At 71.6% G+C, this 24,781-nt stretch carries 23 protein-coding genes; 15 read left to right on the top strand and 8 right to left on the bottom strand.

Annotation, left to right across the window (positions count from 1 at the left end):
• The first annotated feature begins 1 nt into the window (after position 1).
• The 10 genes from ACZ5WE_RS14925 to ACZ5WE_RS14880 are packed head-to-tail and all read left to right on the top strand — an operon-like array spanning position 2 to position 8,801.
• The gene (locus ACZ5WE_RS14925) at positions 2 to 955 is read left to right on the top strand and encodes a VOC family protein (protein ID WP_467686765.1); all 954 of its coding nucleotides are present in this window, start codon (positions 2 to 4) and stop codon (positions 953 to 955) included.
• Positions 952 to 1,749, top strand: a complete 798-nt coding sequence (locus ACZ5WE_RS14920; protein ID WP_467686767.1) for an aspartate dehydrogenase domain-containing protein — start codon at positions 952 to 954, stop codon at positions 1,747 to 1,749. The genes ACZ5WE_RS14925 and ACZ5WE_RS14920 overlap by 4 nt, the downstream gene beginning before the upstream one ends.
• Positions 1,746 to 2,537, top strand: a complete 792-nt coding sequence (locus ACZ5WE_RS14915; protein WP_467686769.1) for an alpha/beta fold hydrolase — start codon at positions 1,746 to 1,748, stop codon at positions 2,535 to 2,537. The genes ACZ5WE_RS14920 and ACZ5WE_RS14915 overlap by 4 nt, the downstream gene beginning before the upstream one ends.
• Positions 2,538 to 2,551: 14 nt before the next feature.
• Positions 2,552 to 3,073, top strand: coding sequence for a cupin domain-containing protein (locus ACZ5WE_RS14910; protein WP_135332684.1), 522 nt, complete (start codon positions 2,552 to 2,554; stop codon positions 3,071 to 3,073).
• Complete coding sequence (locus tag ACZ5WE_RS14905) at positions 3,066 to 3,821, top strand: SDR family oxidoreductase (protein WP_467686771.1); 756 nt, start codon at positions 3,066 to 3,068, stop codon at positions 3,819 to 3,821. Before ACZ5WE_RS14910 ends, ACZ5WE_RS14905 begins: the two co-directional genes overlap by 8 nt.
• Positions 3,822 to 3,840: 19 nt before the next feature.
• Positions 3,841 to 4,626 (top strand): SDR family oxidoreductase, encoded by a 786-nt coding sequence (locus ACZ5WE_RS14900; protein ID WP_467686773.1) that lies wholly within the window; start codon positions 3,841 to 3,843, stop codon positions 4,624 to 4,626.
• A gap of 11 nt (positions 4,627 to 4,637) precedes the next feature.
• Entirely contained in the window at positions 4,638 to 6,575 is a 1,938-nt protein-coding gene (locus tag ACZ5WE_RS14895) for a thiamine pyrophosphate-binding protein (protein WP_467686775.1), read from the top strand.
• A 12-nt stretch (positions 6,576 to 6,587) separates the two neighbouring features.
• Positions 6,588 to 7,523 (top strand): PDR/VanB family oxidoreductase, encoded by a 936-nt coding sequence (locus tag ACZ5WE_RS14890; RefSeq protein ID WP_467686777.1) that lies wholly within the window; start codon positions 6,588 to 6,590, stop codon positions 7,521 to 7,523.
• A gap of 19 nt (positions 7,524 to 7,542) precedes the next feature.
• Positions 7,543 to 7,767 carry a recombinase-like helix-turn-helix domain-containing protein gene (locus ACZ5WE_RS14885; protein WP_467686779.1) on the top strand — a complete coding sequence of 75 codons (225 nt, stop codon included), beginning with the start codon at positions 7,543 to 7,545 and terminating at the stop codon, positions 7,765 to 7,767.
• Positions 7,768 to 7,772: 5 nt separating this feature from the next.
• Complete coding sequence (locus ACZ5WE_RS14880) at positions 7,773 to 8,801, top strand: Rieske 2Fe-2S domain-containing protein (RefSeq protein ID WP_467686781.1); 1,029 nt, start codon at positions 7,773 to 7,775, stop codon at positions 8,799 to 8,801.
• Between the two features lie 25 nt (positions 8,802 to 8,826).
• On the opposite strand, the gene ACZ5WE_RS14875 is transcribed toward ACZ5WE_RS14880, so the two are convergent.
• Complete coding sequence (locus tag ACZ5WE_RS14875; protein ID WP_467686783.1) at positions 8,827 to 9,369, bottom strand: MarR family winged helix-turn-helix transcriptional regulator; 543 nt, start codon at positions 9,367 to 9,369, stop codon at positions 8,827 to 8,829.
• 158 nt (positions 9,370 to 9,527) lie between these two features.
• On the opposite strand from ACZ5WE_RS14875, the gene ACZ5WE_RS14870 reads away from it, so the two are divergent.
• Positions 9,528 to 10,199, top strand: coding sequence for a FadR/GntR family transcriptional regulator (locus ACZ5WE_RS14870; protein WP_135332691.1), 672 nt, complete (start codon positions 9,528 to 9,530; stop codon positions 10,197 to 10,199).
• Between the two features lie 140 nt (positions 10,200 to 10,339).
• Positions 10,340 to 11,410 (top strand): PAC2 family protein, encoded by a 1,071-nt coding sequence (locus tag ACZ5WE_RS14865; protein WP_467686785.1) that lies wholly within the window; start codon positions 10,340 to 10,342, stop codon positions 11,408 to 11,410.
• 59 nt (positions 11,411 to 11,469) lie between these two features.
• Here the strand turns inward: ACZ5WE_RS14865 and ACZ5WE_RS14860 are convergent, their stop codons facing one another.
• The 5 genes from ACZ5WE_RS14860 to ACZ5WE_RS14840 all read right to left on the bottom strand — a co-directional run bounded on the left by ACZ5WE_RS14860 (position 11,470) and on the right by ACZ5WE_RS14840 (position 18,244).
• Positions 11,470 to 14,532 carry an NPCBM/NEW2 domain-containing protein gene (locus tag ACZ5WE_RS14860; RefSeq protein ID WP_467686787.1) on the bottom strand — a complete coding sequence of 1,021 codons (3,063 nt, stop codon included), beginning with the start codon at positions 14,530 to 14,532 and terminating at the stop codon, positions 11,470 to 11,472.
• Positions 14,533 to 14,645: 113 nt separating this feature from the next.
• Positions 14,646 to 15,875, bottom strand: coding sequence for a cysteine--1-D-myo-inosityl 2-amino-2-deoxy-alpha-D-glucopyranoside ligase (gene mshC / locus ACZ5WE_RS14855; RefSeq protein ID WP_467686789.1), 1,230 nt, complete (start codon positions 15,873 to 15,875; stop codon positions 14,646 to 14,648).
• A gap of 207 nt (positions 15,876 to 16,082) precedes the next feature.
• Entirely contained in the window at positions 16,083 to 16,922 is an 840-nt protein-coding gene (locus ACZ5WE_RS14850) for an SCO1664 family protein (RefSeq protein ID WP_467686791.1), read from the bottom strand.
• Positions 16,886 to 17,476 carry a DUF3090 domain-containing protein gene (locus ACZ5WE_RS14845; protein ID WP_467686793.1) on the bottom strand — a complete coding sequence of 197 codons (591 nt, stop codon included), beginning with the start codon at positions 17,474 to 17,476 and terminating at the stop codon, positions 16,886 to 16,888. Before ACZ5WE_RS14845 ends, ACZ5WE_RS14850 begins: the two co-directional genes overlap by 37 nt.
• An 81-nt stretch (positions 17,477 to 17,557) precedes the next feature.
• The gene (locus ACZ5WE_RS14840; protein ID WP_467686795.1) at positions 17,558 to 18,244 is read right to left on the bottom strand and encodes a histidine phosphatase family protein; all 687 of its coding nucleotides are present in this window, start codon (positions 18,242 to 18,244) and stop codon (positions 17,558 to 17,560) included.
• A 62-nt stretch (positions 18,245 to 18,306) separates the two neighbouring features.
• Here ACZ5WE_RS14840 and corA point away from each other — a divergent pair, with 62 nt between their 5' ends.
• Positions 18,307 to 19,305: a magnesium/cobalt transporter CorA gene (gene corA / locus ACZ5WE_RS14835; RefSeq protein ID WP_467687114.1), complete on the top strand. Its 999-nt coding sequence runs from the start codon at positions 18,307 to 18,309 to the stop codon at positions 19,303 to 19,305.
• A gap of 19 nt (positions 19,306 to 19,324) precedes the next feature.
• Here the strand turns inward: corA and ACZ5WE_RS14830 are convergent, their stop codons facing one another.
• Complete coding sequence (locus tag ACZ5WE_RS14830) at positions 19,325 to 20,113, bottom strand: ferritin-like domain-containing protein (RefSeq protein ID WP_467686797.1); 789 nt, start codon at positions 20,111 to 20,113, stop codon at positions 19,325 to 19,327.
• A gap of 222 nt (positions 20,114 to 20,335) precedes the next feature.
• A complete protein-coding gene (locus tag ACZ5WE_RS14825; RefSeq protein WP_467686799.1) occupies positions 20,336 to 21,385 on the bottom strand; it encodes an LLM class F420-dependent oxidoreductase in 1,050 nt (349 codons plus the stop codon).
• A 164-nt stretch (positions 21,386 to 21,549) separates the two neighbouring features.
• Between ACZ5WE_RS14825 and ACZ5WE_RS14820 the strand changes: the two genes are divergently transcribed.
• Both ACZ5WE_RS14820 and ACZ5WE_RS14815 read left to right on the top strand, forming a co-directional pair.
• Positions 21,550 to 22,530: an aldo/keto reductase gene (locus ACZ5WE_RS14820; RefSeq protein ID WP_467686801.1), complete on the top strand. Its 981-nt coding sequence runs from the start codon at positions 21,550 to 21,552 to the stop codon at positions 22,528 to 22,530.
• Positions 22,527 to 24,755: a helix-hairpin-helix domain-containing protein gene (locus tag ACZ5WE_RS14815; protein ID WP_467686803.1), complete on the top strand. Its 2,229-nt coding sequence runs from the start codon at positions 22,527 to 22,529 to the stop codon at positions 24,753 to 24,755. Before ACZ5WE_RS14820 ends, ACZ5WE_RS14815 begins: the two co-directional genes overlap by 4 nt.
• Positions 24,756 to 24,781: the final 26 nt, after the last annotated feature.

Here is a 24,781-nt window from a genome sequence, read left to right as displayed (position 1 = left end):
CATGCCCCGACCCCAAACCCCCCGTCCCCCGATCGCCCGGCTCCGCGCCCTGCGCTCCGTCGAGCTCCTCACCCCCTCCTTCACCGAGGCGGCCGACTTCTACCAGGAGGTCTGGGGCCTGGAGACCGTCGAGTCCGAGCGCGGCACGGCCGCCTGGCTGCGCGGCACCGGCGCCGAACACCACGCCCTCCAGCTGACCCGCGCCGACCGCACGGGCCTCGGCAGACTCTCCTTCGCGGTGGGCACACCCGCCGAGGTCGACGAGGCCGCCCGCAGGCTGCTCGCACGCGGCATCACACCGGTCGCCGGGCCCGGCCCCCTCGACCAGGTCGGCGGCGGCTACGGCCTCCGCTTCACCGACCCCGAACACCGCGTGATCGAGATCAGCGCCGAAGTCCACGCGGTCGCGCCGCGCGGCCCGGACGGCGCCGTGCCGGTCGGCGTCACGCACGCGGTGCTCAACACGGCGGACATCGACGCCTCCGTCGCCTTCTACCGCGACGTCCTCGGTCTTCGCGTCTCCGACTGGTCCGAGCACCAGATGGCCTTCCTGCGCTGCAACGCCGACCACCACTGCATCGCCTTCAACCAGGCTCAGTGGGCCTCGCTCAATCACGTCGCGTACGAGATGAGTTCGGTCGACCACTTCATGCGGGGCCTCGGTCGGCTCAGGCACCACGGCATCGACCCGCAGTGGGGGCCCGGACGGCACGGCCCGGGCAACAACACCTTCTCCTACTTCACCGACCCCTCCGGACTCGTCTGCGAGTACACCTCCGAGGTCGCGCAGATCGTCGAGGACACGTGGATCGCCAGGGTCTGGCGGCGGGTGCCCGAGCTGTCCGACCTGTGGGGGACGGCCGGGCCGCCGTCGAAGGAGATCCGCTGCCGCATGGCGGGGACGCCCGACCCCGGCCCCCTCTCCCCCCGACACCACCCGGAGGTTCAGGTATGACGCGCGTACGCAAGGTAGGCATCGTCGGCTGGGGCGCGATCGGGCGGGTCGTGGGCACCGCGCTGGCCGAACAGCGCGTCACCGGCGCCGAGTTGACGTGCCTGGTCGACAACCGTCCGCTGGGCGAGAGCGCACCCGCCCCGCAGGTCTCCTTCGACGAGGCCATGGAGCGCTGCGATCTCATCGTCGAGGCGGCGGGCCAAGGGGTCGTACGGGAATGGGGCGAGCGTGTTCTCGCCTCCGGGACCGATCTGCTGATCGCCTCGACCGGCGCGCTGACCGACGAGGAGCTCTCCAAGCGGCTCCTGGCCGCGGGACCCGGCCGGGTGTACTTCACGGGGGGCGCGGTCGGCGGGCTCGATCTGCTTCAGGCGGTGCGTTCGCTCGGGCCGCTCGACGAGGTGCGGCTCACGACCACGAAGCTGCCTTCCACGCTCGAACAGCCGTGGATGGGCCCGGAGTTGCTGTCCCGGATGCGGGCGGCCACCGGTCCGGTCGAGGTCATGTCCGGGACCGCGCGCGACGTCCCGGTGAAGTTCCCCAAGTCGACGAACGTCGCGGCGTCGGTCGCTCTCGCCGTCGGCGACCTGGACGCTGTGCGGGTCCGGGTCGTCGCCGACCCCGGCGCCCACCGCACCCGGCACGTCATCGAGGCGTCCGGCGCGCACGGTACGTACCGCTTCGAGGTCGCGCATCTGCCGGACCCGGGCAACCCGGCGACCAGCCAGGTCGTGCCGTACGCGGTCCTGCGCAGCCTGGCGGCGCTTGCGGGGCGGACGGGGCAGATCCTGTGACGGCCGATGCCATCCACGTCGAGGAGGCGGGCTCCGCCGGGCCGCTGCTGCTCTGCCTGCACGGCATCGGCTCCTCCTCCGCCGCCTTCGCACCGCAGCTCGCCGAGCTGTCCGCGTACGTGAGGGTCGCGGCCTGGGACGCTCCCGGGTACGCCAAGTCCGCTGACCCGAAGGGGCTGTTGGATCTGGACGGCTTCGCCGACGCGGCGGCCGGCCTCATCCGGGAGCGCGGCGCGCGCGCCCATGTCCTCGGCGTCTCGTGGGGCGGCGTGATCGCGCTGCGCCTCGCGGCCCGGCATCCCGAGCTCGTCGATTCACTGATCGTCGCGGACTCCAGCGCCGGTTCCGGCACCGATCCCGCGAAGGCCGACGCCATGCGGCAGCGGGCCGCCGAGCTCGCGGAGCTCGGGCCGCGGGAGTTCGCCGGGCGGCGCGGGCCCCGGCTCGTGTCGTCTGACGCACCCCCTCAGCTCGTCCGGCGCGTCGTCGACACCATGGCAGCGTCGGTGCGCCTGCCCGGATACGCGTACGCCGCCGAGTCCATGGCCTGCGCCGATCTGCGCCCCGAGATCCCTTCCATCACCGCTCCCGCCCTCGTCCTCTGCGGCGACCAGGACCGGGTCACCGGCGTCGAGGCCTCGCAGGCCATCGCCGGGGCCCTGCACAAGGCCGCCTACGTGGTCGTCAAGGACGCCGGCCACCTGGCCAACCAGGAGCGGCCCGAGGCCTTCAACGCCTGGGTCCTCTCCCACCTCCGCATCACCGCCCGCATCCCCGAACACCTCTGAGAAGGAGCCCCCTCATGCCTCTGACCACCACCGAGTACGACAACGGCGGCGACCTCGGCAAGTACACCGACTCACTGATCGCCACCAAGGAGTCCCGTGTCGCGGACTTCAGCACGCTGTCCTTCCAGGAGAAGGCGGGTCCGCAGTACCGCCGCGGCCAGATCCGTTACGTCGGCTCCGGCGCCACCGGCAACCACGAGAACGACAGCCGCATCCTGCCGTCGGGCGGCTTCACCTTCTCCAACATGCTGCTGCCGCCCGGCGCCGAGGGTCCCGAGCACACCCACCACGACGTCGAAGAAGCCTTCTTCGTCCTGGAGGGGCAGGTCAAGGTGGGCATCCACCGGGGCGCCGACGAGGTCGAGTACCGCACGCTCGGCTACCGCGACATGATCGTCGTCCCGGCGGGCGTGGCACGGTCCCTCAAGAACGAGGGCGACACCGACGCGCTCTTCTGCGTCGTCATCGGCACGCGGAAGCCGCAGGTGCCGACCTACCCCGAGCACTCGCCCATGCACGGCGTCACCCGTGACTGACGACCGCGTGACCGACGACCGCACCGTCGTCGTCACCGGCGCGGGCCGTGGCCTTGGCCTCGCCATGGCCCGCCGGGTGGGCGAGGACGGCTTCCGGGTCGTCGTCGCCGAGGTGGACGCTGTGCGGGGCGGTGCGGCCGCCGCCGGTCTCCGTGCGGAGGGACTGGACGCACATTTCGTACGGTGCGATGTGGCGGACCCGGCGTCGGTCGACGAACTGGCCTCATTCGTAGGCGACTTGGGCCCGGTGTACGGCCTGGTCAACAATGCCGCGCTCGCCAACGGGGTCGGCGGCAAGGAGTTCCAGGACATCGACATCGAGGTGTGGGACCGCCTGATGGCGGTCAACGCCCGCAGCCCGTGGCTGGTCGCCAAGGCCCTGCACCCGCTCTTCCGCTCCCCCGGGCGGATCGTCAACGTCGCTTCGGACGCCGCCCTTTACGGATCGCCGCGGCTGGCCCACTACATCGCCTCCAAGGGCGCGGTCATCGCGCTGACCCGGGCGATGGCGCGTGAGCTCGGCGACAAGGGGATCACCGTCAACGCGGTGGCTCCGGGCCTCACCGAGGTCGAGGCCACCGAGACGGTGCCGGTCGAGCGGCACGCGCTCTACCGGGGCAATCGGGCGATCTCACGCCCGCAGCAGCCGGACGACCTCGTCGGTCTCGTCTCCTTCCTCCTCTCCGAGGAGTCCCGCTATCTCACCGGACAGGTGATCGCCGTCAACGGCGGCTTCACCATGAACTGACGTATCGGAGCTTCTAGTTATGGATCTGGGCCTCTCCGACCGGACCGTCCTGGTCACCGGCGGCAGCTCGGGCGTCGGCCTGGCCACGGTCCGCGCCCTGCTCGACGAGGGCGCGCGCGTCGCGACCTGCGGGCGTGACGCCGACCGGCTGGCCGAGGCGGCGGCCGGGCTCGGCGGTGGCGACCGCCTCCTCACGGGCGTGTGCGACGTGCGCGACGCGGACGCCGTAACGGAGTTCACCGAGCGCGCGGCCGACACCTTCGGCTCGCTCGACGGGCTAGTCAACAACGCGGGTCAGTCCCGCATGAAGGGCCTGGACGACTCGACCGCCGAGGACTGGCGCGACGAGCTCGAGCTGAAGTTCGCCGGTGTGCTCAACCCCCTGCGCGCGGCCCGCCCGCACCTGGCGGCGTCGGACGCGGCGAGCGTCGTGAACGTCAACGCGGTCCTCGCCAAGCAGCCCGAGCCCCGGCTCATCACCACCAGCGCGGCACGCGCGGGCATCCTCAACCTGTCCAAGTCCCTTGCCACGGAGCTCGCCCCGGAGGGCATCCGCGTCAACTCGGTCTGCCTGGGCCTGATCGACACCGGTCAGTGGACCCGCCGCCACGCGGCCGCCGATTCGGGTCTGTCGTACGAGGACTGGCAGGCGGAGCTTGCGGCGGACCGCGGCATCGCTCTAGGCCGGCTCGGCCGCGCGGAGGAGGTCGCGTACGCGATCGTCGCGCTGCTCTCGCCCCGCGCCTCGTACACCACCGGCACCAGCATCGACGTCTGCGGCGGCGTCGGCCGCGGAATCCTCTGAGGAGCTCACCCATGCCATCCACGCCACCCACGCATTACGCCACCGGCGGTGATCTCCTCGTCGCCGTCCTGCGGGAACTCGGTATCGACACGGTCTTCGGCATCGTCAGCGTGCACAACCTGCCGCTGGTCGAGGCGGTCGACCGGGAGCTGCGCTTCGTTCCGGTACGCCACGAGGCGACCGCCGTGAACGCGGCCGACGCCTACGGCCGGGCGCGCGGCTCGCTCGGCTGTGCGCTCACCTCTACGGGGACGGGCGCGGGCAACGCCGCCGGGAGCCTGGTCGAGGCGCTGAGCGCGGGCACCTCCGTCCTGCACGTCACCGGCCAGGTGGAGAGCGCATTCCTGGGCAGCGGCCGCGGCTTCATCCACGAGACCAAGGACCAGCTGGGCATGCTCAGGGCGGTCTCCAGGTACGCGGCTACCGTTCCGTCGACGGACACCGCGGGCCTGATCCTGCGCGAGGCGGCACGGTCCGCGCTGACGGACCCGTGCGGCCCGGCGAGCGTGGAGTGGCCGGTGGATCTGCAGTACGCGGCCCAGACGGACGCGGCGCCGACGATCGCGGGGGCAGCGCTTCCGACTCCCGGCACACAGCACGCCTCGCCGACTCCGGCGGAAGCCGAGCGGCACACGACCGCTCCGCCCCGAAAACCGGCACCAGCACCAGCACCAGCACCGGCACCAGCACCAGCACCGGCACCAGCACCAGCACCAGCACCAGCACCGGAGAATGAGCCGCCCGGCCAGCCGTCCGGCAGGACACAGCACGCCTCCGCCTCTGACGATGTTCCGTCCGGCGCCCCGCAGGCCGCCGTGCGGACCGAGAGCCGGTGGGCCCCCGGCCTCCCCGGGATCGCGGCACAGGCCCACCCCACACCCGCCACGTCCGAACTCACCGCCGCTCGGGCCATGTTGGCGTCCGCCGAACGTCCCCTCATCTGGGCCGGCGGCGGCGCCACCCGTGCACGTGCCGAGCTGGCCGCGCTGCTGCACGCCACCGGCGCGGGACTGCTCACCTCCAACTCCGGCCGGGGCGCGGTGCCCGAGGACCACCCGCAGGTCATCGGGAACTTCGCCACCACCCCGGCAGTCCGCGCCCTCTTGGCCGAGGCGGACCTGCTCCTGACCATCGGCACGCACTTCCGGTCCAACGAGACCGCCGACTACGGACTCGCGCTCCCCCCAGCGCACATCCAGGTCGACATCGACGCCGACGCGCTCGGCCGCGTGTACCCGGTGCGGCACGCCCTGCACGGTCACGCTCCCGACGTGCTCGCGGCCCTGCTGCCCGGCGCGCGGCGGGCCGACGAGAGCTGGACCCGGCAGGTGGCCGCCGTCCGCGAGGAGGTCCGCGCCACGCTGCACGACAACATCGGCCCGCAGGCCGCGATCTGCGACGCCATCCGTGCCGCGCTGCCCCGCGAGGCGGTCGTCGCCCGCGACGTGACCATCCCGTCCAGCAGCTGGGGCAACCGGCTCCTGGAGATGTACGACCCCCGCGACAACGTCTTCCCGCGGGGCGGCGGCATCGGACAGGGGCTCGGCATGGGTATCGGCGCGGCACTCGCACGGCCCGACGCGCCCACCGTCGTCCTCGCGGGGGACGGCGGCCTCGCCGTCCATCTGGGCGAACTGCTCACGCTCGCTCAGGAGCGCCCCCGGCTGACCCTCATCGTCTTCAACGACGGCGGCTACGGCGTGCTGCGCAACATGCAGGACCGCTACAGCGAGCGCCGGTCGGGTGTCGATCTCGCCACGCCCGACTTCGAACTGCTCGCCCGGGCCTGCGGGCTGGCCTACGCCAGGATCGCCGCCGAGGAGCACGCGCAGCCCGTGATCAGCCACGCCGTCGCCTCCGACGGGCCGACCCTCGTCGAGGTCGACCTGGCCCTCCTCGGACCGATGAAGAACCCGTTCACCCCGCCCGTCAAGATCCCCGGCCAGTGAGGAGGGTCCACCATGACTGAGAGCGAACTCACGCTGCTGGTACGCCGTATGACGTGGGAGGCGGACGGAGTCCTCTCCGTCGAGCTCGCCCATCCGGACGGCAAGCCGCTGCCCGCCTGGACCCCGGGCGCGCACCTCGACCTCCACACCGGCGGCCACGTACGCCAGTACAGCCTGTGCGGCGACCCGCGGAACACCTCCGCGTACCGCATCGGCGTTCTCAACGAGACCTCCTCGCGCGGCGGTTCGCGGCACGTGCACACCGGGCTGCGGCCCGGCCAGACGGTCACCGCCTCCGAGCCGCGCAATCACTTCGCGCTCGAAGACGCGCCCGGCTATCTGTTCATCGCGGGCGGCATAGGCGTCACCCCGATCCTCGCCATGGCCCGTGAGGCCGCGCGGCGCGGGGCCGGCTGGCGCATGGTCTACGGCGGACGCAACCGGGGGTCGATGGCATTCACCGATGAACTGGCTTCACTCGACGGCGATGTGACCGTCGTGCCGCAGGACGAGCACGGGCACATCGACCTCGCGGCAGCCCTCGACGGACTGCCCGACGGCGCGCTCGTGTACTGCTGCGGCCCCGAGCCGCTGCTCGCGGCCGTCGAGGCCCTCTGCCCGGCGGACCGGCTGCGCGTGGAGCGGTTCTCCGCACCTGTCGTGGAGCGGACCGGGGACGACTCCACGTTCGAGGTGGAGTGCCGCGCCTCGGGACGCACCCTCACCGTGGGCGCCGACACATCCATCCTTCAGGCCGCCGAGGCCGCGGGCCTGAACGTCAACAGCTCCTGCCAGGAAGGCATCTGCGGCAGCTGCGAGACCCGTGTGCTCGACGGCACGCCCGACCACCGCGACTTCCTGCTCAACGAGGCCGAGCACGCGGCGAACGCATCGATGATGATCTGCGTCTCGCGCTGCGCGTCCGGCCGCCTCGTCCTCGACCTGTGATTCCCCATCGGAGGCAACAGTGACCACCACCTGGCCGTACCTGGACATCCACCAGTCCCGGACACACGAGCCGACCCCCTACGAGCACAAGCTCGCCGCCACCCTCGAAGAGGTGTTCACCAAGGACGGTCATGAACTCGTCGATGTCATACGTGGCTTGAACGCCCGTCAGGTTCACGCGCCCGACGGCGCCCAGTGGACCGAAGAGTCCTTCCGCGCCGAGATGAACCGACTGGGAGCGTGACCTCGATGACCACCCTGACCCCCCGCGTCGGCCTCACCGCTTCCGCCGACCACATCTACGCCACCGGCCTGCGCAACCAGTGGCACCCCGTCGTCCCCTCGGACTTCGTCGCCCCCGGCGCCATGCGCAAGGTCACCGCCCTCGGCGAGCAGTGGCTGCTCTTCCGGCGCTCCGACGGCGCCCTGTCGATGCTCGCCGATCGCTGCCCGCACCGCGGGGCACCCCTCTCCCTGGGAAAACACCTCGGTGACCGGGTGGCCTGCTGGTACCACGGCGTGGAGATCGAGACCGACGGCACCGTCTCCTCCGTACCGGGCCTGCCCGGCTGCAACCTGGAGGGCAAGAAGCTCGTCACGTCGCTGCCCGTGCGGGAGATCGGCGGCGCGATCCTCGCGTACTTCGGTGACGAGCGGCATCCGGAGCCGACCGAACTGACGCTGCCCGAGCCGCTCACCGACCCCGATGTCGACGCGATCCTCTGTTACGCGGAGTGGAACGGCCCCTGGCGGTTCGCGGTGGAGAACCTCCTCGACCCGATGCACGGCGCCTTCCTGCACCACGAGTCGCACACGATGTACGACGGCGACACCACCGCCAAGTTCCGCATCCGGGAGACGGACCGCGGCTACTTCTTCGAGAAGACCGATCAGCGGGGCGTGAACTTCGACTGGGTGGAGCTGTGCCGCACCGGCGTGGACTGGGTGGACCTGACCATTCCGTACCCGCCGTCGGCCGGGCCCGGCGGCCCGTTCGGGATCGTCGGCATGGTCTGCCCGGTCGACGAGAACCGCACCGGTGTCTTCTTCTGGCGCTACCGCCGCGTCCAGGGCTGGCAGCGCGACACCTGGCGCTTCCTCTACAAGACCCTCATCGAGGAGCGCCACTGGCAGGTCCTCGAACAGGACCGGGTGATGCTGGAGGCGATGCCCGCCGACGCCGACCAGCGCGAGAACCTCTACCAGCACGACCTGGGCGTGGTCCGGCTGCGCCGGATGTACCGCGCGGAAGCGGAGGCTCAGGCGTCTGGTTCGTGAGGCTCAGGCATCCGGCTCGTGACGCTCAGGCATCTGCTTCCTGAGGTTCGTCGGATTCGGTGATGGAGCGCTCCAGCTTGGACATCAGGCGTGCAAGCTGGCGGCACTCGGCCGGGGAGAGTCCGTCGAGCATCCGGCGTTCGTTGTCGAGATGCTCGGCGAACACCTCGTCGATCTTGGCGAGGCCCGTATCGGTGAGCCGTGAGTAGACGACGCGGCGGTCCTCCGCGTCGCGCTCGCGCACGATCAGGCCGTCCTTCTCCAGCCGGTCGATACGCAGTGTCACCCCGGCGGACGAGACGAGACCGGAGTCGGCGAGCTGGCCCGCCGTGAGGCGGTAGGGCGCCCCGGCCCTGCGCAGCGCGGTCAGCACGTCGAATCCGGCGACCGCGAGGCCGTGCCGCTCGATCGCCGTGGTGAGCCTGGTGTTGTAGCGCAGGAAGGTCCGGTGCAGCCGCGCGAGCACCTCAAGGGGCGAGGTGTCCAGCTCCGGCCGTTCCCTCGCCCAGTCCTCGATGATCGATGCGACCGCGTCCCGCTGGGCCCCCGCCGACTTCTTCCCGGCCATGTGCCGTAGCCTCCCTCTCGCCCGTCCCGCGGTCAGTACGGAAATCTTAGCCCTGAGAGAAGTACGTATTCGGCGGACCTACATGTACGGCAGCCCAGGAACGGGCCATAATCATCCGATACATCGGATGTCTTCCGTTCTTGCGAGGCGAGGTCCCCATGGCTGTCACCGACGAAGCCATCGAAAAGATCAAGGGCATGATCGTCTCCGGTGCGCTGCGCCCCGGCGACCGGTTGCCCAAAGAAAGTGAACTCGCCGCCGACCTGGGACTTTCCCGCAACTCGCTGCGCGAGGCGGTGCGCGCCCTCTCGCTGATCCGCATCCTCGACGTACGACAGGGCGACGGCACTTACGTCACCAGCCTGGACCCGCAGCTCCTGCTCGAAGCCCTCAGCTTCGTCGTCGACTTCCACCGCGACGACACGGTCCTGGAGTTCCTCGCGGTGCGCCGCATCCTGGAACCGGCGGCCACCGCGATGGCCAGCGTCCACATCACCGAGGCCGAACTCGACGTCCTGACGGCTCAGTTGGACGCCCTCGGGGCGGCCCCGTCGGTGGAGGAACTGGTCGCCTGCGACCTGGAGTTCCACCGCGGCATCGTGCAGTCGTCCGGCAACTCGGTGCTCTGCTCGCTCCTCGACGGCCTCTCGGGACCCACCACCCGGGCCCGCGTCTGGCGCGGCCTCACGCAGGAGGACGCCGTCAGCCGCACCCTGCACGAGCACCGCGCGATCCTCACCGCGCTGCGCGACCGCGACGCGGAGGCGGCCAGGTCCTGGGCGACGGTGCACATCGCGAGCGTGGAGCAGTGGCTGCGCTCGACGCTGTGAAGCGCGGGCGCCGAAGGAGTGCGCGGACCTCCCGCGGGGCAGTGATCCGGTCATCGAAGCCCGTGCAAGGGGGCTGCGGAGGGCCCCGCCGGACGCCGTAAGGTTGGGGCGTACGTAAAGGACGTCGGAAGGAGGCCTGGGTGATCGAGCTCGAGGGGGTACCCGAGCTGGTCGACCCGGTCATGGTGGCCGCGTTCGAGGGCTGGAACGACGCCGGCGACGCCGCCTCCGCCGCGGTCGCGCACCTCGACAAGGAGTGGAAGGGCGAGGTCTTCGCGGCCCTTGACGCCGAGGACTACTACGACTTCCAGGTCAACCGCCCCACGGTCTTCCTGGAAGGCGGCGTCCGCAAGATCACCTGGCCGACGACCCGGCTCTCGGTCGTCCGCGTGGGCGGTGACAAGCCGCGCGACCTCGTGCTGGTGCGCGGGATCGAGCCGTCGATGCGCTGGCGGTCGTTCTGCAACGAGATCCTGGGCTTCGCCCACGAGCTGGGCGTGGAGCTCGTGGTGATCCTGGGCGCACTGCTCGGGGACACCCCGCACACCCGCCCCGTCCCGGTCAGCGGCGTCACCTCCGACCCGGACCTGGCTCGCACGATGGACCTGGAGGAGACGAAGTACGAAGGGCCGACGGGCATCGTCGGCATCCTGCAGGAGGCCTGCACACACGCGGGTGTCCCCGCGGTGAGCCTGTGGGCGGCCGTCCCGCACTACGTCTCGCAGCCGCCGAACCCGAAGGCGACGCTGGCGCTCCTGAACCGTCTCGAAGACCTCATCGGCCTGCGGATTCCGCTGGGCGATCTCGCCGAGGACGCACGCGCCTGGCAGGTGGGCGTCGACCAGCTGGCGGCCGAGGACAGCGAGGTCGCCGAGTACGTCCAGTCGCTCGAGGAGGCCCGGGACACGGCCGAGCTGCCGGAGGCGACCGGCGAGGCGATCGCCCGCGAGTTCGAGCGCTATCTGCGGCGGCGCGACGGCGGCGGTCCGCCGCAGCCCGGCGGCCACGCCACGGAGGGCGGCGACGCGGCCCCGTACCTGCGCGACACCCCCGGCGGCGATCGCACACGGCCCCCGAAGCCGCAGACGCGCCCGGACACGGAACCGGGAGCCGGGTCGGGTACGGGAGCGGGCCCCGGGACGGGTGCGGGAACAGGACCGGACGAAGAGAGCAGCGGCGAATCCGGACCCGCTGATTCCTCCGAGGACTGACCAGAGCGAATGCGGCAGGGGCGGCATCCGCGAGGAAGCCGCCCCTGCCGACAACCGGTTCACGCGCAGCTGAACTTCGCCGCTGCCCAGTCCCCGTGGTCCCCGCTCTTGGAGCCGTTGGTGTCGGTCACCTTCAGTTCCACGTGCCGGGCCCCGCTCACGTCGACATCGACCGGCACGGTCGCCGAAGCGCCCGTCACCTCGGGCGAGGTCCACAGCACCCTGCCGTCGGCCTCGACCGAGAAGGCGACCTCTCCATAGCCGTTGATCTCGTCGTCGATGCCCACGTCGGCGGTGAACCTCGTGCACTGCCCGCCTGTGTAGACCTCGATGGCGGAGTCGGCGTGCGTGCCGAGCCCCTTCTCGTACGTCTTCCCGGCGAGGGTCAGCGTGTGGCCGTCGTCGGCCCCCGACTCGCCGTTGCTGCGGTCGCGTTCGGCGGGCCCGTAGCCGTTGGCCGACCTGAGCCACACCATGTCGCTCGCCCAGGCGTCGGCCGTCGGCGCCGGAGGCATGACGGCGACCGCGATCCGCTGGGTGGCGGTGCGGTCCTGGCCTGCCGCGCGGTATCGGGCCGTCGCGGTCAGCGGCTGTTCGCCGGGTTCGGCGTCCTTGGGCGGGGTGACGGCGACCTCGACGCGGCGGGTGGTGCCCGCCGCGACGCGGTCGGCGTGGACGGTGCCCGCGGTCCAGCCCTTCGGCACGTCCAGCGTGACGTCGACGCCGGTGGCGTCCCGCGTCCCCGCGGTGACGTCGACGGCGACCTTGCCCGCTGATCCCGCGCCGAGCTCCTGTCCGGCGGTGGCGCTCAGCGTGGCGCTCGCGCCTGGCACCGCGCCGCCGACCGCGCTGGTGTCGTCGAGCTCGATCTCGAAGGCCCGGTCCGTACGGAGCGCGGGTGTCTTCACCTTGACGACGCCGCCCCGGTCGTCCCGGTCGTAGAACCAGCCCTGGGACGCCTTTTCGTACGCCGTCTTCGTGGTCAGCCTCGGCAGCCTGTCACCGCTCAGTTCCACCCGGCTCGGCGCGTCCCCGGTGTGCAGCGTGAACGCGTACGGCCGCTCGGCCTGCTTGCCGCTGAACTCCCCCTTGCTCGCGCCGATCCGCACCCGCACGTCGCCGGCGCCGGAGCGGGGCGCTTCGACGTCCGCGCGCTGGGTGGCGTACTTGCCGGCGCGGTGCTGGCGGGTCTCGCCGTCGTCCTCGTACAGCTCGAAGGAGGACCTGCCCTGCGGGTGGATGTCCCAGGCGAGGGGCGAGTGGGCGGTGCGGTCCTTGTAGGACCTGATGCCGCCGGGCCACATCGGCACCGTGGCACCGCCCTTGACGAAGAGCGGCAGGGTGTCGAGGGGTGCGCTGTAGCCGTCGACGGTGGTCGGCCCCTGGTACGTACGGCCGCTCCAGTAGTCGGTCCACGTCCCCTTGGGGAGGTAGATGTCGTCCCGGACAGTGGTGTCCTTGTAGACGGGCGCGACGAGGAAGTCCTCGCCCGCCAGGAACTCGTACTTGGCGGTGTCGGTGGCGGCCTTCGGGTCGTCGGGGTATTCGAGGGCCAGCGGGCGCACGGCGCCGACGCCCGTCTTCGTCGCCTCGTGGCCGTAGGAGTAGAAGTAGGGCAGCAGCGACTCGTGCAGCTTCAGGTACTTGCGGTTGATGGAGGTGTACGGCTCCCCGTGCCGGAAGGGCTGCTTGTCGGTGGCCGCCCAGCCGTCCATCGTCATCGTGACGGGCAGGAACGACTTCCACTGCAGATCGCGTACGTACGTCTTGGCGCTGCCGCCGAAGATGCCGTCCACGTCACCGGTCGTGTAGGCGAGGCCGGACATGGTCGCGCCCGCGTACGTCGGTATCTGCCAGCGGATGTACTCCCAGCTGCCGCTCTGGTCGCCGGACCACTGCACTCCGCAGCGCTGGGCGCCCGACCAGCTCTCGGGGGCCCAGGTGAAGCCGCGGGCGTCGCTGTTGTCCTCGATGCCCTTGTAGGCGTCCTTGCAGCCGTCGAGCGCCTTCTTGTAGCCGTCGCCGACCCAGGCGACATCGAGTTTGGCGACGCGCTGTCCTGCCCTGACCTGTTCGGCGATCTTGTCGAGGCCGTCCTCGGTCCACAGGCCGAGCTGCATGTCGCGGTCCTGGAGGCCCTTGGCGGTCTCGGCGAGGTCTTCGTAGCCGCAGCCGTAGCCGTCGTTGACGAGCATCCAGCCGTTCGGCATGTCGTGCTTCAGATACTCGTCGGCGACCTTCAGGGAGTCCAGGGTGTGCCGTTCGCCCTGGTTGGCGTTGTGGAGATAGCAGTCGGCGTCACCGATCTCCAACCCGTAGATGGGTGGCAGGAAGGGCTTCCCGGTGAGTTTCGTGTACTGCCCGATGACGTCCTTGGCGGCGTCGCTGCCGCGCCCCGCGAAGTAGTAGGCGTCGAAGCGCTGTTCCTTGGCGGTGGCCGTCACCGGCTCGGCGAAGTCGTAGGTGTTGGGGGCGTAGGTGTTCCGGAAAACGCCGTAGCCCTCCGAAGACAAGTAGAAGGGCACGGAGTTGGGGTGGCCCCCGTCGTCCCAGTTGTAGTCGACGCTCACCTCGACCTTCTTGCCGCGGTGCGAGGTGTTGCCGCGCCCGTTCTGCATTCCGGCGCCGTAGTACTGCTCGTCGGCGCCGCGGGCCAGGCTCTGTGTGGTGGCGTCCTTCGTCCAGCTCAGGCCCTTGGACTCGGCCCACACCTGGGTGCCGTCGGCGCGGTACAGGGCGAAGCGCAGCGGTGACTTGTAGGCGCGCAGGGTCACTTCGGAGGTGCTGAGTTCGTAGCGGTCGCCCTTGTCGGCCCACTTGGTGCGGGGCGGCTCCCCCTGCGGCAGGACGATGTCCTTGCCGGTGGGGTCGGTGAAGTCGCCTTCAGGGGCCAGTTCGAGCCGGAAGGTCTCCTTCGACACGAAGCTGACGCGAGCCTCGGCCTTGCCCGCGGCGAGGCGGTAGACGGAGCCGTCGGCGGCGAAGTCCGTGACGTCCCCGACCGTGGTCGCGGGATCGTCGGCGGCCTGCGCGGCGCCGCCGCCGGGACCGGCGAACACCGCGAGAAGGCCGAGCAGGGCGGCGGCGACGGCCGCCCGTCTGAAGCGGGTGGGTGATCTCATGGCCGGTGGTCTAGCGCGTCAACGGGTGTCATGGCCATGGACTTTGATGGGCCGCTCCCTGGATTTCCGGGAGCGGCCCATTCGGTGAAGCGGTGACTACTGCGAGCCGGTGGCTACAGGGCGACGCCGAGCAGTGCGTCCACGGCACGCGATACGACACCGGGGGCGCCCTCGTCCGTGCCTCCCTCGGCGTCCTGGCGGGCGGCCCAGCGGTCCACGGCGGCGAGCGCCGCCGGAGCGTCCAGGTCGTTCGCGAGGGCCTCGCGGATCTCCTCGACGAGGGCGTCGGCGGAGGGTCCGTCGGGGCGCGAGACTGCGGCACGCCACCGGCCGAGGCGCTCCACGGCCTCGGTCATGACGGAGTCGGTCCACTCCCAGTCGGCGCGGTAGTGGTGGGCCAGCAGCGCGAGGCGGATGGCGGCCGGGTCGGTCCCGTCCCGCCGCAGCTTCGACACGAAGACGAGGTTGCCCTTGGACTTGGACATCTTCGCGCCGTTCAGGGCGACCATCCCGGCGTGCACGTACGCCTTGGCGAAGGGGTGCTCACCGGTGAGCGCCTGGGCGTGCGAGGCGCCCATCTCGTGGTGCGGGAAGGCGAGATCGGAGCCGCCGCCCTGCACGTCGAAGCCCATGCCCAGGTGATCGAGGGCGATGGCCACGCACTCGATGTGCCAGCCGGGGCGGCCACGGCCGAGCGAGGCACCGTCCCAGCTCGGCTCGCCCTCACGGGCGGCCATCCAGAGCATCGGGTCGAGCGGGTCCTTCTTGCCCGGACGGTCCGGGTCACCACCGCGCTCGGCGGAGAGCAGCTTCATCGCGGCGGCGTCGAGTCCGGACACCTCACCGAAGTGGGGGTCGGAGTCGACCGAGAAGTAGACGTCGCCCTCCAGCTCGTAGGCGGCACCCATGTCACGGAGCCGTTCGACGAGCGGCACGATGCCGGGTATGGCCTCGACGGCTCCGATGTAGTGCTGCGGCGGGAGCAGTCGCAGGGCGGTCATGTCCTCGCGGAACAGGGCGGTCTCGCCCTCGGCGAGTTCCACCCAGTCCTTGCCGTCGCGGATGGCACGTTCGAGGAGCGGGTCGTCCACGTCGGTCACGTTCTGGACGTAATGAACCTGCCGCTTGGTGTCGAGCCACACGCGCTGCACGAGGTCGAACGCGTTGTAGGTCGCCGCGTGACCCATGTGGGTGGCGTCGTACGGAGTGATGCCGCAGACGTAGATACGGGCGACGGGACCGGGGTCAAGGGTGACAAGACCACCGGTCGCGGTGTCGTGGATCCGGAGGTCGCGGCCCTTGCCAGGCAGGGCGGGGACCTCAGAAGCGGGCCAGGCATGCATTCCATGAGCCTAACCGGACGGAGCGTCCGCATACGAGTGGGGGGCCTGGCGGGGTCGCCTTGTGCGGCGCGATCAAGCCGCCGCTCCGCGGCGGATCTTTCCCACCCACCCACCCGATTGCCCCGCAGCAGGAAGCCGCCTTCGTTGTGGGCAGGCGTTCCGCAAGGCGGAACGGGTGGGCACAACGCCGAAGCCTCGGGGCAGCGACTAGACCGGGGGCCAAGGAATCGGTGGCCATTCCCCGCCGGGCACAGGATGCCGACCGGACATCAGCAGCGCAGCGACCCTCGCGCGGAGCGCGTCAACCTCGGCCCCAGTGATCAGCTTCCCCAGCCGCAGGGCCAGCGGCGCCCCCGTGCCGAGCCCGTCCCGCAGGGACTCGAGCACCCCCACCGCCTCGGCGGAAAGCTGCTCCCCCGCCCACCCCCACAACAGCGTCCGCAGCTTGTCCTCGGCGTTGAACGTGACCCCGTGGTCGATGCCGAAAAGGCGCTCCCCGGCGGTCAGCAGGTGCCCGCCCTTGCGGTCAGCGTTGTTGATCACCGCGTCGAGCACCGCGAGCCGCCGCAGCCGCTCGTCGTCCGCGTGCACGAGAAGCGCCGTGCGCCCCTCCCCCACGTCGGCGAAGCCGATCGCCTTCCAGCCCTCGGACGGCTCATCGCCCTCGACGAGGGCGAGAAGCTCGGGCCCCTCCTCCTGCGAGTCCTCGATCCACAGCTGGCACATGCCCTCACCGTGCGGCCCGTCCCGCAGGACGGTGGGCGGCACCAGGCCCCACCCGGTCGCCTCGGAGACCTCGTACGCGGCCATCTCCCGCTGCGCGAGCGTCCCGTCGGGGAAATCCCACAGGGGACGCTCCCCGGCGACCGGCTTGTAGACGCAGGCGGCTTCCTGGCCCTCGTACGCGACGGAGCAGTAGAGAACCGCGTTCGATGCCTCACGGATCCGTCCCCGGACGGTCAGCTCGCCCCGGGCGAGCAGTGCCGTGGCGTCGGCGCCGGAGGCCGGACTCACGCGCCCCGCCGGTATCCGTTCTGCCGCGGGCATACGTGTCCTTCCGGGTCGAGCGGGAGGCTGCACAGCGGGCACGGCGGGCGCCCCGCGTTCACGACGTCGAGGGCACGCTTGGCGAACGCGCGCGCCTGCGCCCCGGTGAGCCGCACCCGCAGCATCGGCGGCCCGTTCTCCTCGTCCTGCAGAAGCCTTTCCTCGGCTTCCGCGAGATCCTCGTCGGACTCGGCGTCCAGCTCGACCAGAGCCTGCGCCTCGACGATCATCCGCTCCTCGTCGCCGTCCCAGGCCAGCGCCATCGTGCCGACGCGGAACTCCTCCTCGACGGGTGATTCCAGGGGCGCGCTGTCACCGACCTCGGTGGGCGCGACAGCGGGCACGGGGGCGTTGCCGCCGCTGCGCCGCACGACCTCGTCGAGCAGCTCTTCCATGCGTTCGGCGAGCGCGGCCACCTGGGTCTTCTCCAGGGCGACGCTGGTCACCCGGACCCCTGCGGAGGCCTGGAGGAAGAAGGTACGCCGTCCGGGGAGCCCGACCGTTCCGGCCACGAAGCGTTCCGGCGGGTCGTAGAGGAACACCTGACGCGACACGTCCTGTCTCCATTGGGATCGACTGCGGTTGATCATTTGCGCCTGTTCGGCGCGACGACTGCACCCTACTGCGGGTGACGATCACGGTGCTCCCGCATCGCCACCCACCGCCGCGTCGCCGCCGGACGGCTCCGTGCGGGGCGCGAGCGACCCGAAGTCGCCGGTGTCCCCCAGGCGTACGAGGAAGGGGCGCAGGCGCGTGAAGCGGATGGCGGTGACGGAGCAGGGCTCGACCGAGATGCGCTGGAAGAGGTCCAGGTGGAGTCCGATGGCGTCCGCGACAAGGGACTTGATGATGTCGCCGTGCGAACACATCAGGTAGACGGCGTCGGGACCGTGGTCGCGCTCCACGCGCGCGTTCCACTCGCGTACCGCCTCGGCGGCCCGTGTCTGCATGGCGCGCATGGACTCGCCGCCGGGGAAGGCGGCGGCCGACGGATGCTGCTGTACGACCTCCATCAGCGGCTCGTCGGACAGCTCGGCGAGCTTGCGGCCGGACCAGTCGCCGTAGTGGCACTCCCCGATGCGGTCGTCGGTGTGCGCCCGAAGGTCCTGCCGTGCGGCGAGCAGCGGTGCGAGGGTCTCCTGGCAGCGCTGCAGCGGGCTCGTGACGACTTCGGCGAGCGGCAGGTCCGCGAGGCGTCCGGGGAGCGCGGCGGCCTGTGCGGCGCCGCGCTCGTCCAAGGCCACGCCGGGGGTCCACCCGGCGAGCAGACCCGCGGTGTTGGCGGTGGATCGTCCGTGCCGGACGAGGATCAGCGTGGGCATGCGGGCCACCCTAAGCCGCTGAGGGGGTGCGCCCCGAGCAGAGGTTCGGAAGAATGCGCTCCGTGATCGTGGACTGCGCGATGTACCGGGACGGACGCCGCACCGAGTGCGATGCGGACTTCTCCGATGCCCTCGGCAACGCACGTGCCGCGGGGGACGCTTTCGTCTGGGTGGGCCTGCACGAACCGACGGAGGCGGAGTTCGACGAGGTCAGCAGGGAGTTCGGGCTGCATCCGCTGGCGGTGGAGGACGCCTTGAAGGCGCATCAGCGGCCCAAGCTCGAGGTGTTCGACGACTCGCTGTTCGTGGTCCTGAAGCCGGTCGTGTACGAGCCGGACAGCGACATCGTCTCGTCGGGCGAGGTCATGGTCTTCATCGGCGACTCCTTCGTGGTGACGGTCCGGCACGGCGAGGGCTCGCCGCTCGGTGCCGTACGCCATCGCATGGAGGCGGAGCCCGAGATGCTCAGGCACGGCCCCACGTCCGTCCTGTACGCGGTCGCCGACGCCACGGTCGACCACTATCTGGACGTCGCGGGCGAGCTGCAGACCGACCTGGAGGAGCTGGAGGCTGAGGTCTTCTCGCCGGACAGTGGGGGCAGCCGCAACACGGCGTCGCGGATCTACCGGTTCAAGCGGCAGATCGTCGAGTTCCGCCGGGCCACGGGACCGTTGGCGATGCCCATGATGCGGCTCTCCGGAACGGGTCCATTCGCGCCCGACGTGCCCTTCGTGAAGGACACGGCCCAGCCGTTCTTCCGGGACGTCAGCGACCATCTGACGCGCGTGAACGACTGGGTGGACAGCCTCGACCGCCTGGTGTCCGACATCCTCTCCGCGCATCTGGCGCAGATGAGCGTGCGGCAGAACGACGACATGCGGAAGATCTCGGCGTGGGCCGCCATGGCCGCGGTCCCGACGATGATCGCGGGGGTCTACGGCATGAACTTCGACCACATGCCCGAGCTGCGCTGGCTGTGGTCCTACCCGGCGGTGATCCTGCTGATGGTCGCGATCGAGTTCTTCCTCTACCGGCTGTTCAAGCGCCGCGGTTGGCTCTAGGGGCTGTCGGGCGGCGGGGTCACGCGAATTCGGCCGCCGACGTGGCCGTCCCGCCGAGGGCGTCGCGCCGCTGGGGCATCTTCAGGGACACCATCCGCCGCCAGCCGCCGAGCCGTTCGAACGCGTAGAGGGCGTTGACGCCCGAGGCGAGCGCCGCGGCCTTGGGCTTCGGCCAGTTCAGGATGCGTCCCATGTGGCCCATCACGGCGACGCTCACGTCCCGGTACACGCGCGTCTCCGCTCGGGCGCAATCGTGCAGGGTGTCCAGGATCGTCCGCCCGTGTCCCGCCGCCGCCAGGCGCAGCAGCTCCTCGTGGCAGTACGCGAGGTGGTTCTCCTCGTCGTGGCAGATCATCCTGATGGCCTTGCCGACCTCGGGGTGGTCTCCGAAGTACGTGACCAGCATGTCCATCTGGTCGGCGGCGCGCTGTTCGGTGACGCGGCTGTGCGAGAGGTAGACGACGACATCCCGCTCGGTCAGCGGCTCCTCACGACGGAGCTTGTCGTGCGCCAGGCCGATGCCCTGCCGCTCCAGGAGCATGGTGTAGTCCGTCTCGGGCGGGACCGGGACGGGTTCGAGGCCGCGCTTCTTCAGCAGGGCGTTGAAGATCCGCCCGTGCTTGTCCTCGTCGGCGCCGTGCCGGGTGACTTTGGCGGTGAGGGCGCGCTGGCCCTCGGGGAGCAGCGCCGCGATGCGCCCGTTCTCCCAGCCGCCCTGCGTCTCACCGCTGGCGGCGATGGAACAGAAGAGTTGGAACGACTCGTCGTTGTCGAGGATCTCCTCGAAGACACTCCTGGCCGAAAGCATCAGTGGCACCTCCATGCCCTCCGCGCGAACCTCCGCAAAGAGCAAGTCAAATGCGGTGGCGCGGGCATGGCAACAGCTGCTGCGGACAGCTCCGCCAAACGAAGGACAGTTGGCCCCGGACGGAGCCGTAACCGAGGGGCGCCATGACGCGTTGTGCCCCGTGACGGCCGTGGCGGGGAAGACCCCCGAGCCCCCACCACGGCCGCAGAACTTCTCCTCCGGTTACGCCAGCCCGGCGCGCTCCAGGGCCTGCGTACCCGCGCGCAGGGCCGCGATCCGCTCATCCAGCGTGAAGCCGGCCGGCGCCAGCGTCAAAGTGGTGGCCCCGGCGGCCGCGTAGGCCTGCATCCGTTCGGCGATGCGGTCCACGGAGCCGAGCAGCGTGGTCGAGTCGATCAGCTCGCGCGGCACGGCGGCCGCCGCGCCCTCCTTGTCGCCGGACAGGTACTTGTCCTGGATCTCGGCCGCTTCCTTCTCGTAGCCCATGCGCTGGGCGAGCTGGTTGTAGAAGTTCTGCTTGCGGCTGCCCATGCCGCCCACGTAGAGGGCGGTGTACGGGCGGAACATGTCCGCGAGGCCGCTGACGTCGTCGCCCACCGCGAGCGGCACCGTCGGGACGACGTCGAAGCCGTCCATCGTCTTGCCCGCCTTCTCGCGGCCCGCGCGCAGGTGACGGATCGCGGTCTCCTCAAGGTGCTCGGCCGAGGGGAAGATCAGCAGGGCGCCGTCGGCGATCTCGCCGGTCTGCTCCAGGTTCTTGGGGCCGATCGCGGCGATGTAGAGCGGGATGTGCTCGCGCTGCGGGTGGACGGTGAGCTTGATGGGCTTGCCCGGGCCGTCCGGGAGCGGGAGCGTCCAGTGCTCGCCCTCGTAGCTGAGGCGCTCGCGCGTCATCGCCTTGCGGACGATCTCGACGTACTCGCGGGTGCGGGCGAGCGGCTTGTCGAACTTGACGCCGTACCAGCCCTCGGAGACCTGCGGCCCCGAGACGCCGAGGCCCAGGCGGAAGCGGCCGCCGGAGAGCGAGTCGAGCGTGGCGGCCGTCATGGCGGTCATCGCGGGCTGCCGGGCCGGGATCTGGAAGATCGCGGATCCGATGTCGATGCGTTCGGTCTGCGCGGCCACCCAGGACAGCACCGTCGCGGCGTCCGAGCCGTAGGCCTCGGCGGCCCAGCAGACCGCGTAGCCGAGCTTGTCGGCCTCCTTGGCGACGGCGAGGTTGTCCGCGTCCATCCCCGCGCCCCAGTAGCCGAGGTTGATCCCGAGCTGCATGGCCGAATCCCCTTACTGAGCAGTAACGTCCCTGTGCCGGGGACTGTAGCGCGTGGGCGCGTGCGCCGTCAGCGGCGGGCGGGCGGGTGCCGAGGTTGTCCACAAGCACAGGGTTGTCCACAGCACCTCACGCCGCTGGAGCACGGCCAGTAATCTCAGCGCCCATGGAGCAGAGGCATCTCGGCCGTACCGGCCTTCGCGTGTCCCGGATCGGACTCGGCACCCTCACCTGGGGGCACACCCAGGAGAGCGACGCCGCCGAGCTGTTGAAGGTGTTCTGGGAAGCCGGCGGCAGCCTCATCGACACAGCTGATGTGTACGGCGACGGGGAGGCCGAGTATCTGCTCGGCCGCCTCATAGAACGGCTCGTGCCGCGGCGCGACCTGGTCATCGCGACCAAGGCGGGCAGCGTGCCCGACCCCGACCGCCGCTTCGACGGATCGCGGGGCCACCTCCTGTCCGCGCTCGACGCGTCCCTGGCCCGCCTCGGCACGGAGTACGTGGACCTGTGGCAGCTGCACGCCTTCGACCCCCGCACGCCCCTGGACGAGACGCTCCAGGCCCTGGACATCGCCGTCAGCAGCGGCCGGGCACGCTACGCGGGCATCTCGAACTTCTCCGGCTGGCAGCTCGCCAAGGCGGCGACGTGGCAGCTCGCGGCCCCGGGCACGCGGACCCGCCTGGCCAGTACGCAGATGGAGTACTCCCTGCTGCAACGCGGCGTCGAGCGGGAGCTGCTGCCCGCCGCGATGGACCTCGGCATGGGCCTGCTGCCCTCCTCGCCGCTCGGCCGCGGCGTACTCACCGGCAAGTACCGCCACTCCACCCCGGCCGACTCGCGCGGCGGCTCCGAGCACCTCGCGCCGTTCGTCGCGCCCTATCTCGACGACGCCGCGAGCCGCGTCGTCGACGCCGTCGCCACGGCGGCGGACGGCCTCGCGGCCACGCCTCTCCAAGTCGCCCTCGCCTGGGTGCGCGACCGCCCGGGAGTGACCGCGCCGATCGTCGGCGCGCGCAACGCGCAGCAGCTCACGGCCGCATTGTCAGTGGAGACCCTTAGTCTTCCTGACGAGATCTGCCAGGCGCTCGACGACGTGTCGGCGCCCGTGCACCGCTACCCCGATCACGACTGGAGCACGCTGTGAGTACGGAGCCGGAAACCGCTGCCGCGGAGGAAGCGGAGGGGGCCGCTGCCGCGGAGGAGGCCGGGGCGGGGGCGCCGGAGCCCGAGGGCGCGACCGACGCCGACACCGCCGACACCACAGGCTCCGCCGGGCCCGAGGGTGCCGCCGAAGGTGAAGCCGCCGCGGAGGGCAGGGAACTCTCCGAGACCGAGGCGGAGATCGCCGCCCAGCGGGAGCTCCAGGAGCGGATCGCCGAGCGCAAGGCCGCCAAGGAGGGGCCGGTCGACGCCGGGGCCAAGCTCAGCGGCAAGGCCGCGGATCTGCTGGCCGCCGTGCGCGCGGTGGAGAGCGGTGAGAAGCCGGTCGCCAGCGCCTTCAGCGAGCCCGGGCCCGCGCCCCGCAGGGCGGCGCCCGAGCCCGAGCGGCGACCTCGGCCCGTCGTGGCGGCCGCCTCGGGCCCCGGCGACGAAGCCGTGGAAGCGGTCCGTGCCGTGCTCGCCGACGGAGGGGCGCCCGCCGCCCTCGCCGCACGGACGGCGGCAGTGCTCGGCGAGGGTGCCGATGACCAACTGCGCGAGGACCCCTGGCAGTTGCTGCGGGTTGCCGGCGTGCGCACGGAGCAGGCCGACGGGTTCGCGCGGGCACTGCTCGGCGCGGAGTGCGGGCCCGACGACGAGCGCAGGGGTCGCGCGATCACCGCCTGGCTCCTGGAACAGGCGGCCGTCGCGGGGCACACGGCCCTGGACGCGGCAGCCCTCACCGCGGCGCTCGGAAAGCGGGCGGTGCCCGATCCGGACGCGGCGGTGCAGAGCGCCATCGCGGAGGGCGACATCCTGGTCTTCCAGGACGCCATCGAGACACCGGGGGCGCCGGCCCCCGTACAGGAAGAGGGCGACGGCGAGGGCGAGGAGACCGAGCAGCCGGTCCGCGTCCTGGTCGGCCTCGAGCAGTACGCCCTCGCGGAGGAGAGCCTCGCCGACGGACTCGCCCGCGTGATCAACTCCCTTCCCAAGGAAGAGGGTTCGGGCCCGCAGGCCACCGACTGGGCCTCCGCGGCGGGCCAGGCGTCGGGTTCGACCGCCGAGCTGATCCGCGCGGTGGCCGACCATGGGCTCGTCCTGCACACCGGCGGCGAGGCGGCACGCGCCGAGCCCGCCGCGCTGGTGACGGCCGCCGCGGGTCTCGGCCTGCGGGCATGGGCGGCCACGCACAGCTCCGCGGGACGGCGACGCGTCGCCGGGCTCACGGCGGCCGATGAAACGGGCACGGACGAAGGGGGCGCGGACGAGACGGGTGCCGCGACCGTGGCGGGGCTGCTCTCCGGGGCCGAAGGCCCGGGGCGGGACAGGGACGGGGCACTCGCCCTCGACCTCCTGGTGGTCCTTGACGCGCCGCAGCTGGACGTCGAGACCGCCGCGATGCTGGTGGAGTCCCTGCCCGACGGCGCCCGCCTGGTGCTGAGCGGCGATCCGGGAATGCTGTGGTCGGCGGGCCCGGGCCGGGTCTTCGCGGACCTCCTGGCGGCGCGCTGCTGCCCCCAGGTCGTCTCGCGCGTTCCGGACCCCGGGCCCATCGGGGAGCTGGTCTCCGGGATCGGCATCGGCGAGCTGAACCAGGTCGAGGCGCCGGGCAAGGAAGTCGTGATCGTCCCCGTGCGCGACGCGGGCGAGGCGGTCCACCGCACGGTGCAGCTCGTGGCGGATTCGGTGCCGCGGGCGATCGGGGTGCCCACGGAGGACACCCAGGTGATCACTCCCGGGCACGGCGGCGCGGCGGGCACGCGCGCGTTGAACACCGCGCTCAAGGAGCGGCTGAACCCCGGGCCCGGCCGGTTCGGCGGCTTCGACCCCGGCGACCGCGTCGCCCACGTCCCGGCGCCCGGGCGCACGACGCTGGGCCGCGTCCTGCGGGCCGACGCGCAGGGGCTGCACCTGGAGTGTGACGGCGCCCCCGTCGTCGTACCGAAGGAGCAGGTGGAGCAGACAGTGCGGCACGCCTGGGCACTCACCGCGCACCAGGCCGTCGGTCTGAGCTGGCCCGCGGCGGTCGTGGTGCTGCCCGGCGACGCGACCGCGGCGTTGAGCAGGCCCTGGGTCTACACCGCGTTCAGCCGCGGTGAGCGGCACCTCTCGGTGGTCCAGGGTGCCGAGCAGGCGCTGCCGCGCGCGGTGGCGGAGATCCCCGCGAAGGCTCGTACGACGCGCCTCCAGACCCTCCTGCGACCCCAGGTCCCCGCCACGGCCTGAGCCCGTGCGGCGTCCCGTTCCCGCGC

It is taken from the genome of Streptomyces sp. NPDC033180 (assembly GCF_055577645.1).
Note: the sequence above shows the minus strand (reverse complement) of the source record. Positions and strands in the feature narration are given on the sequence as shown.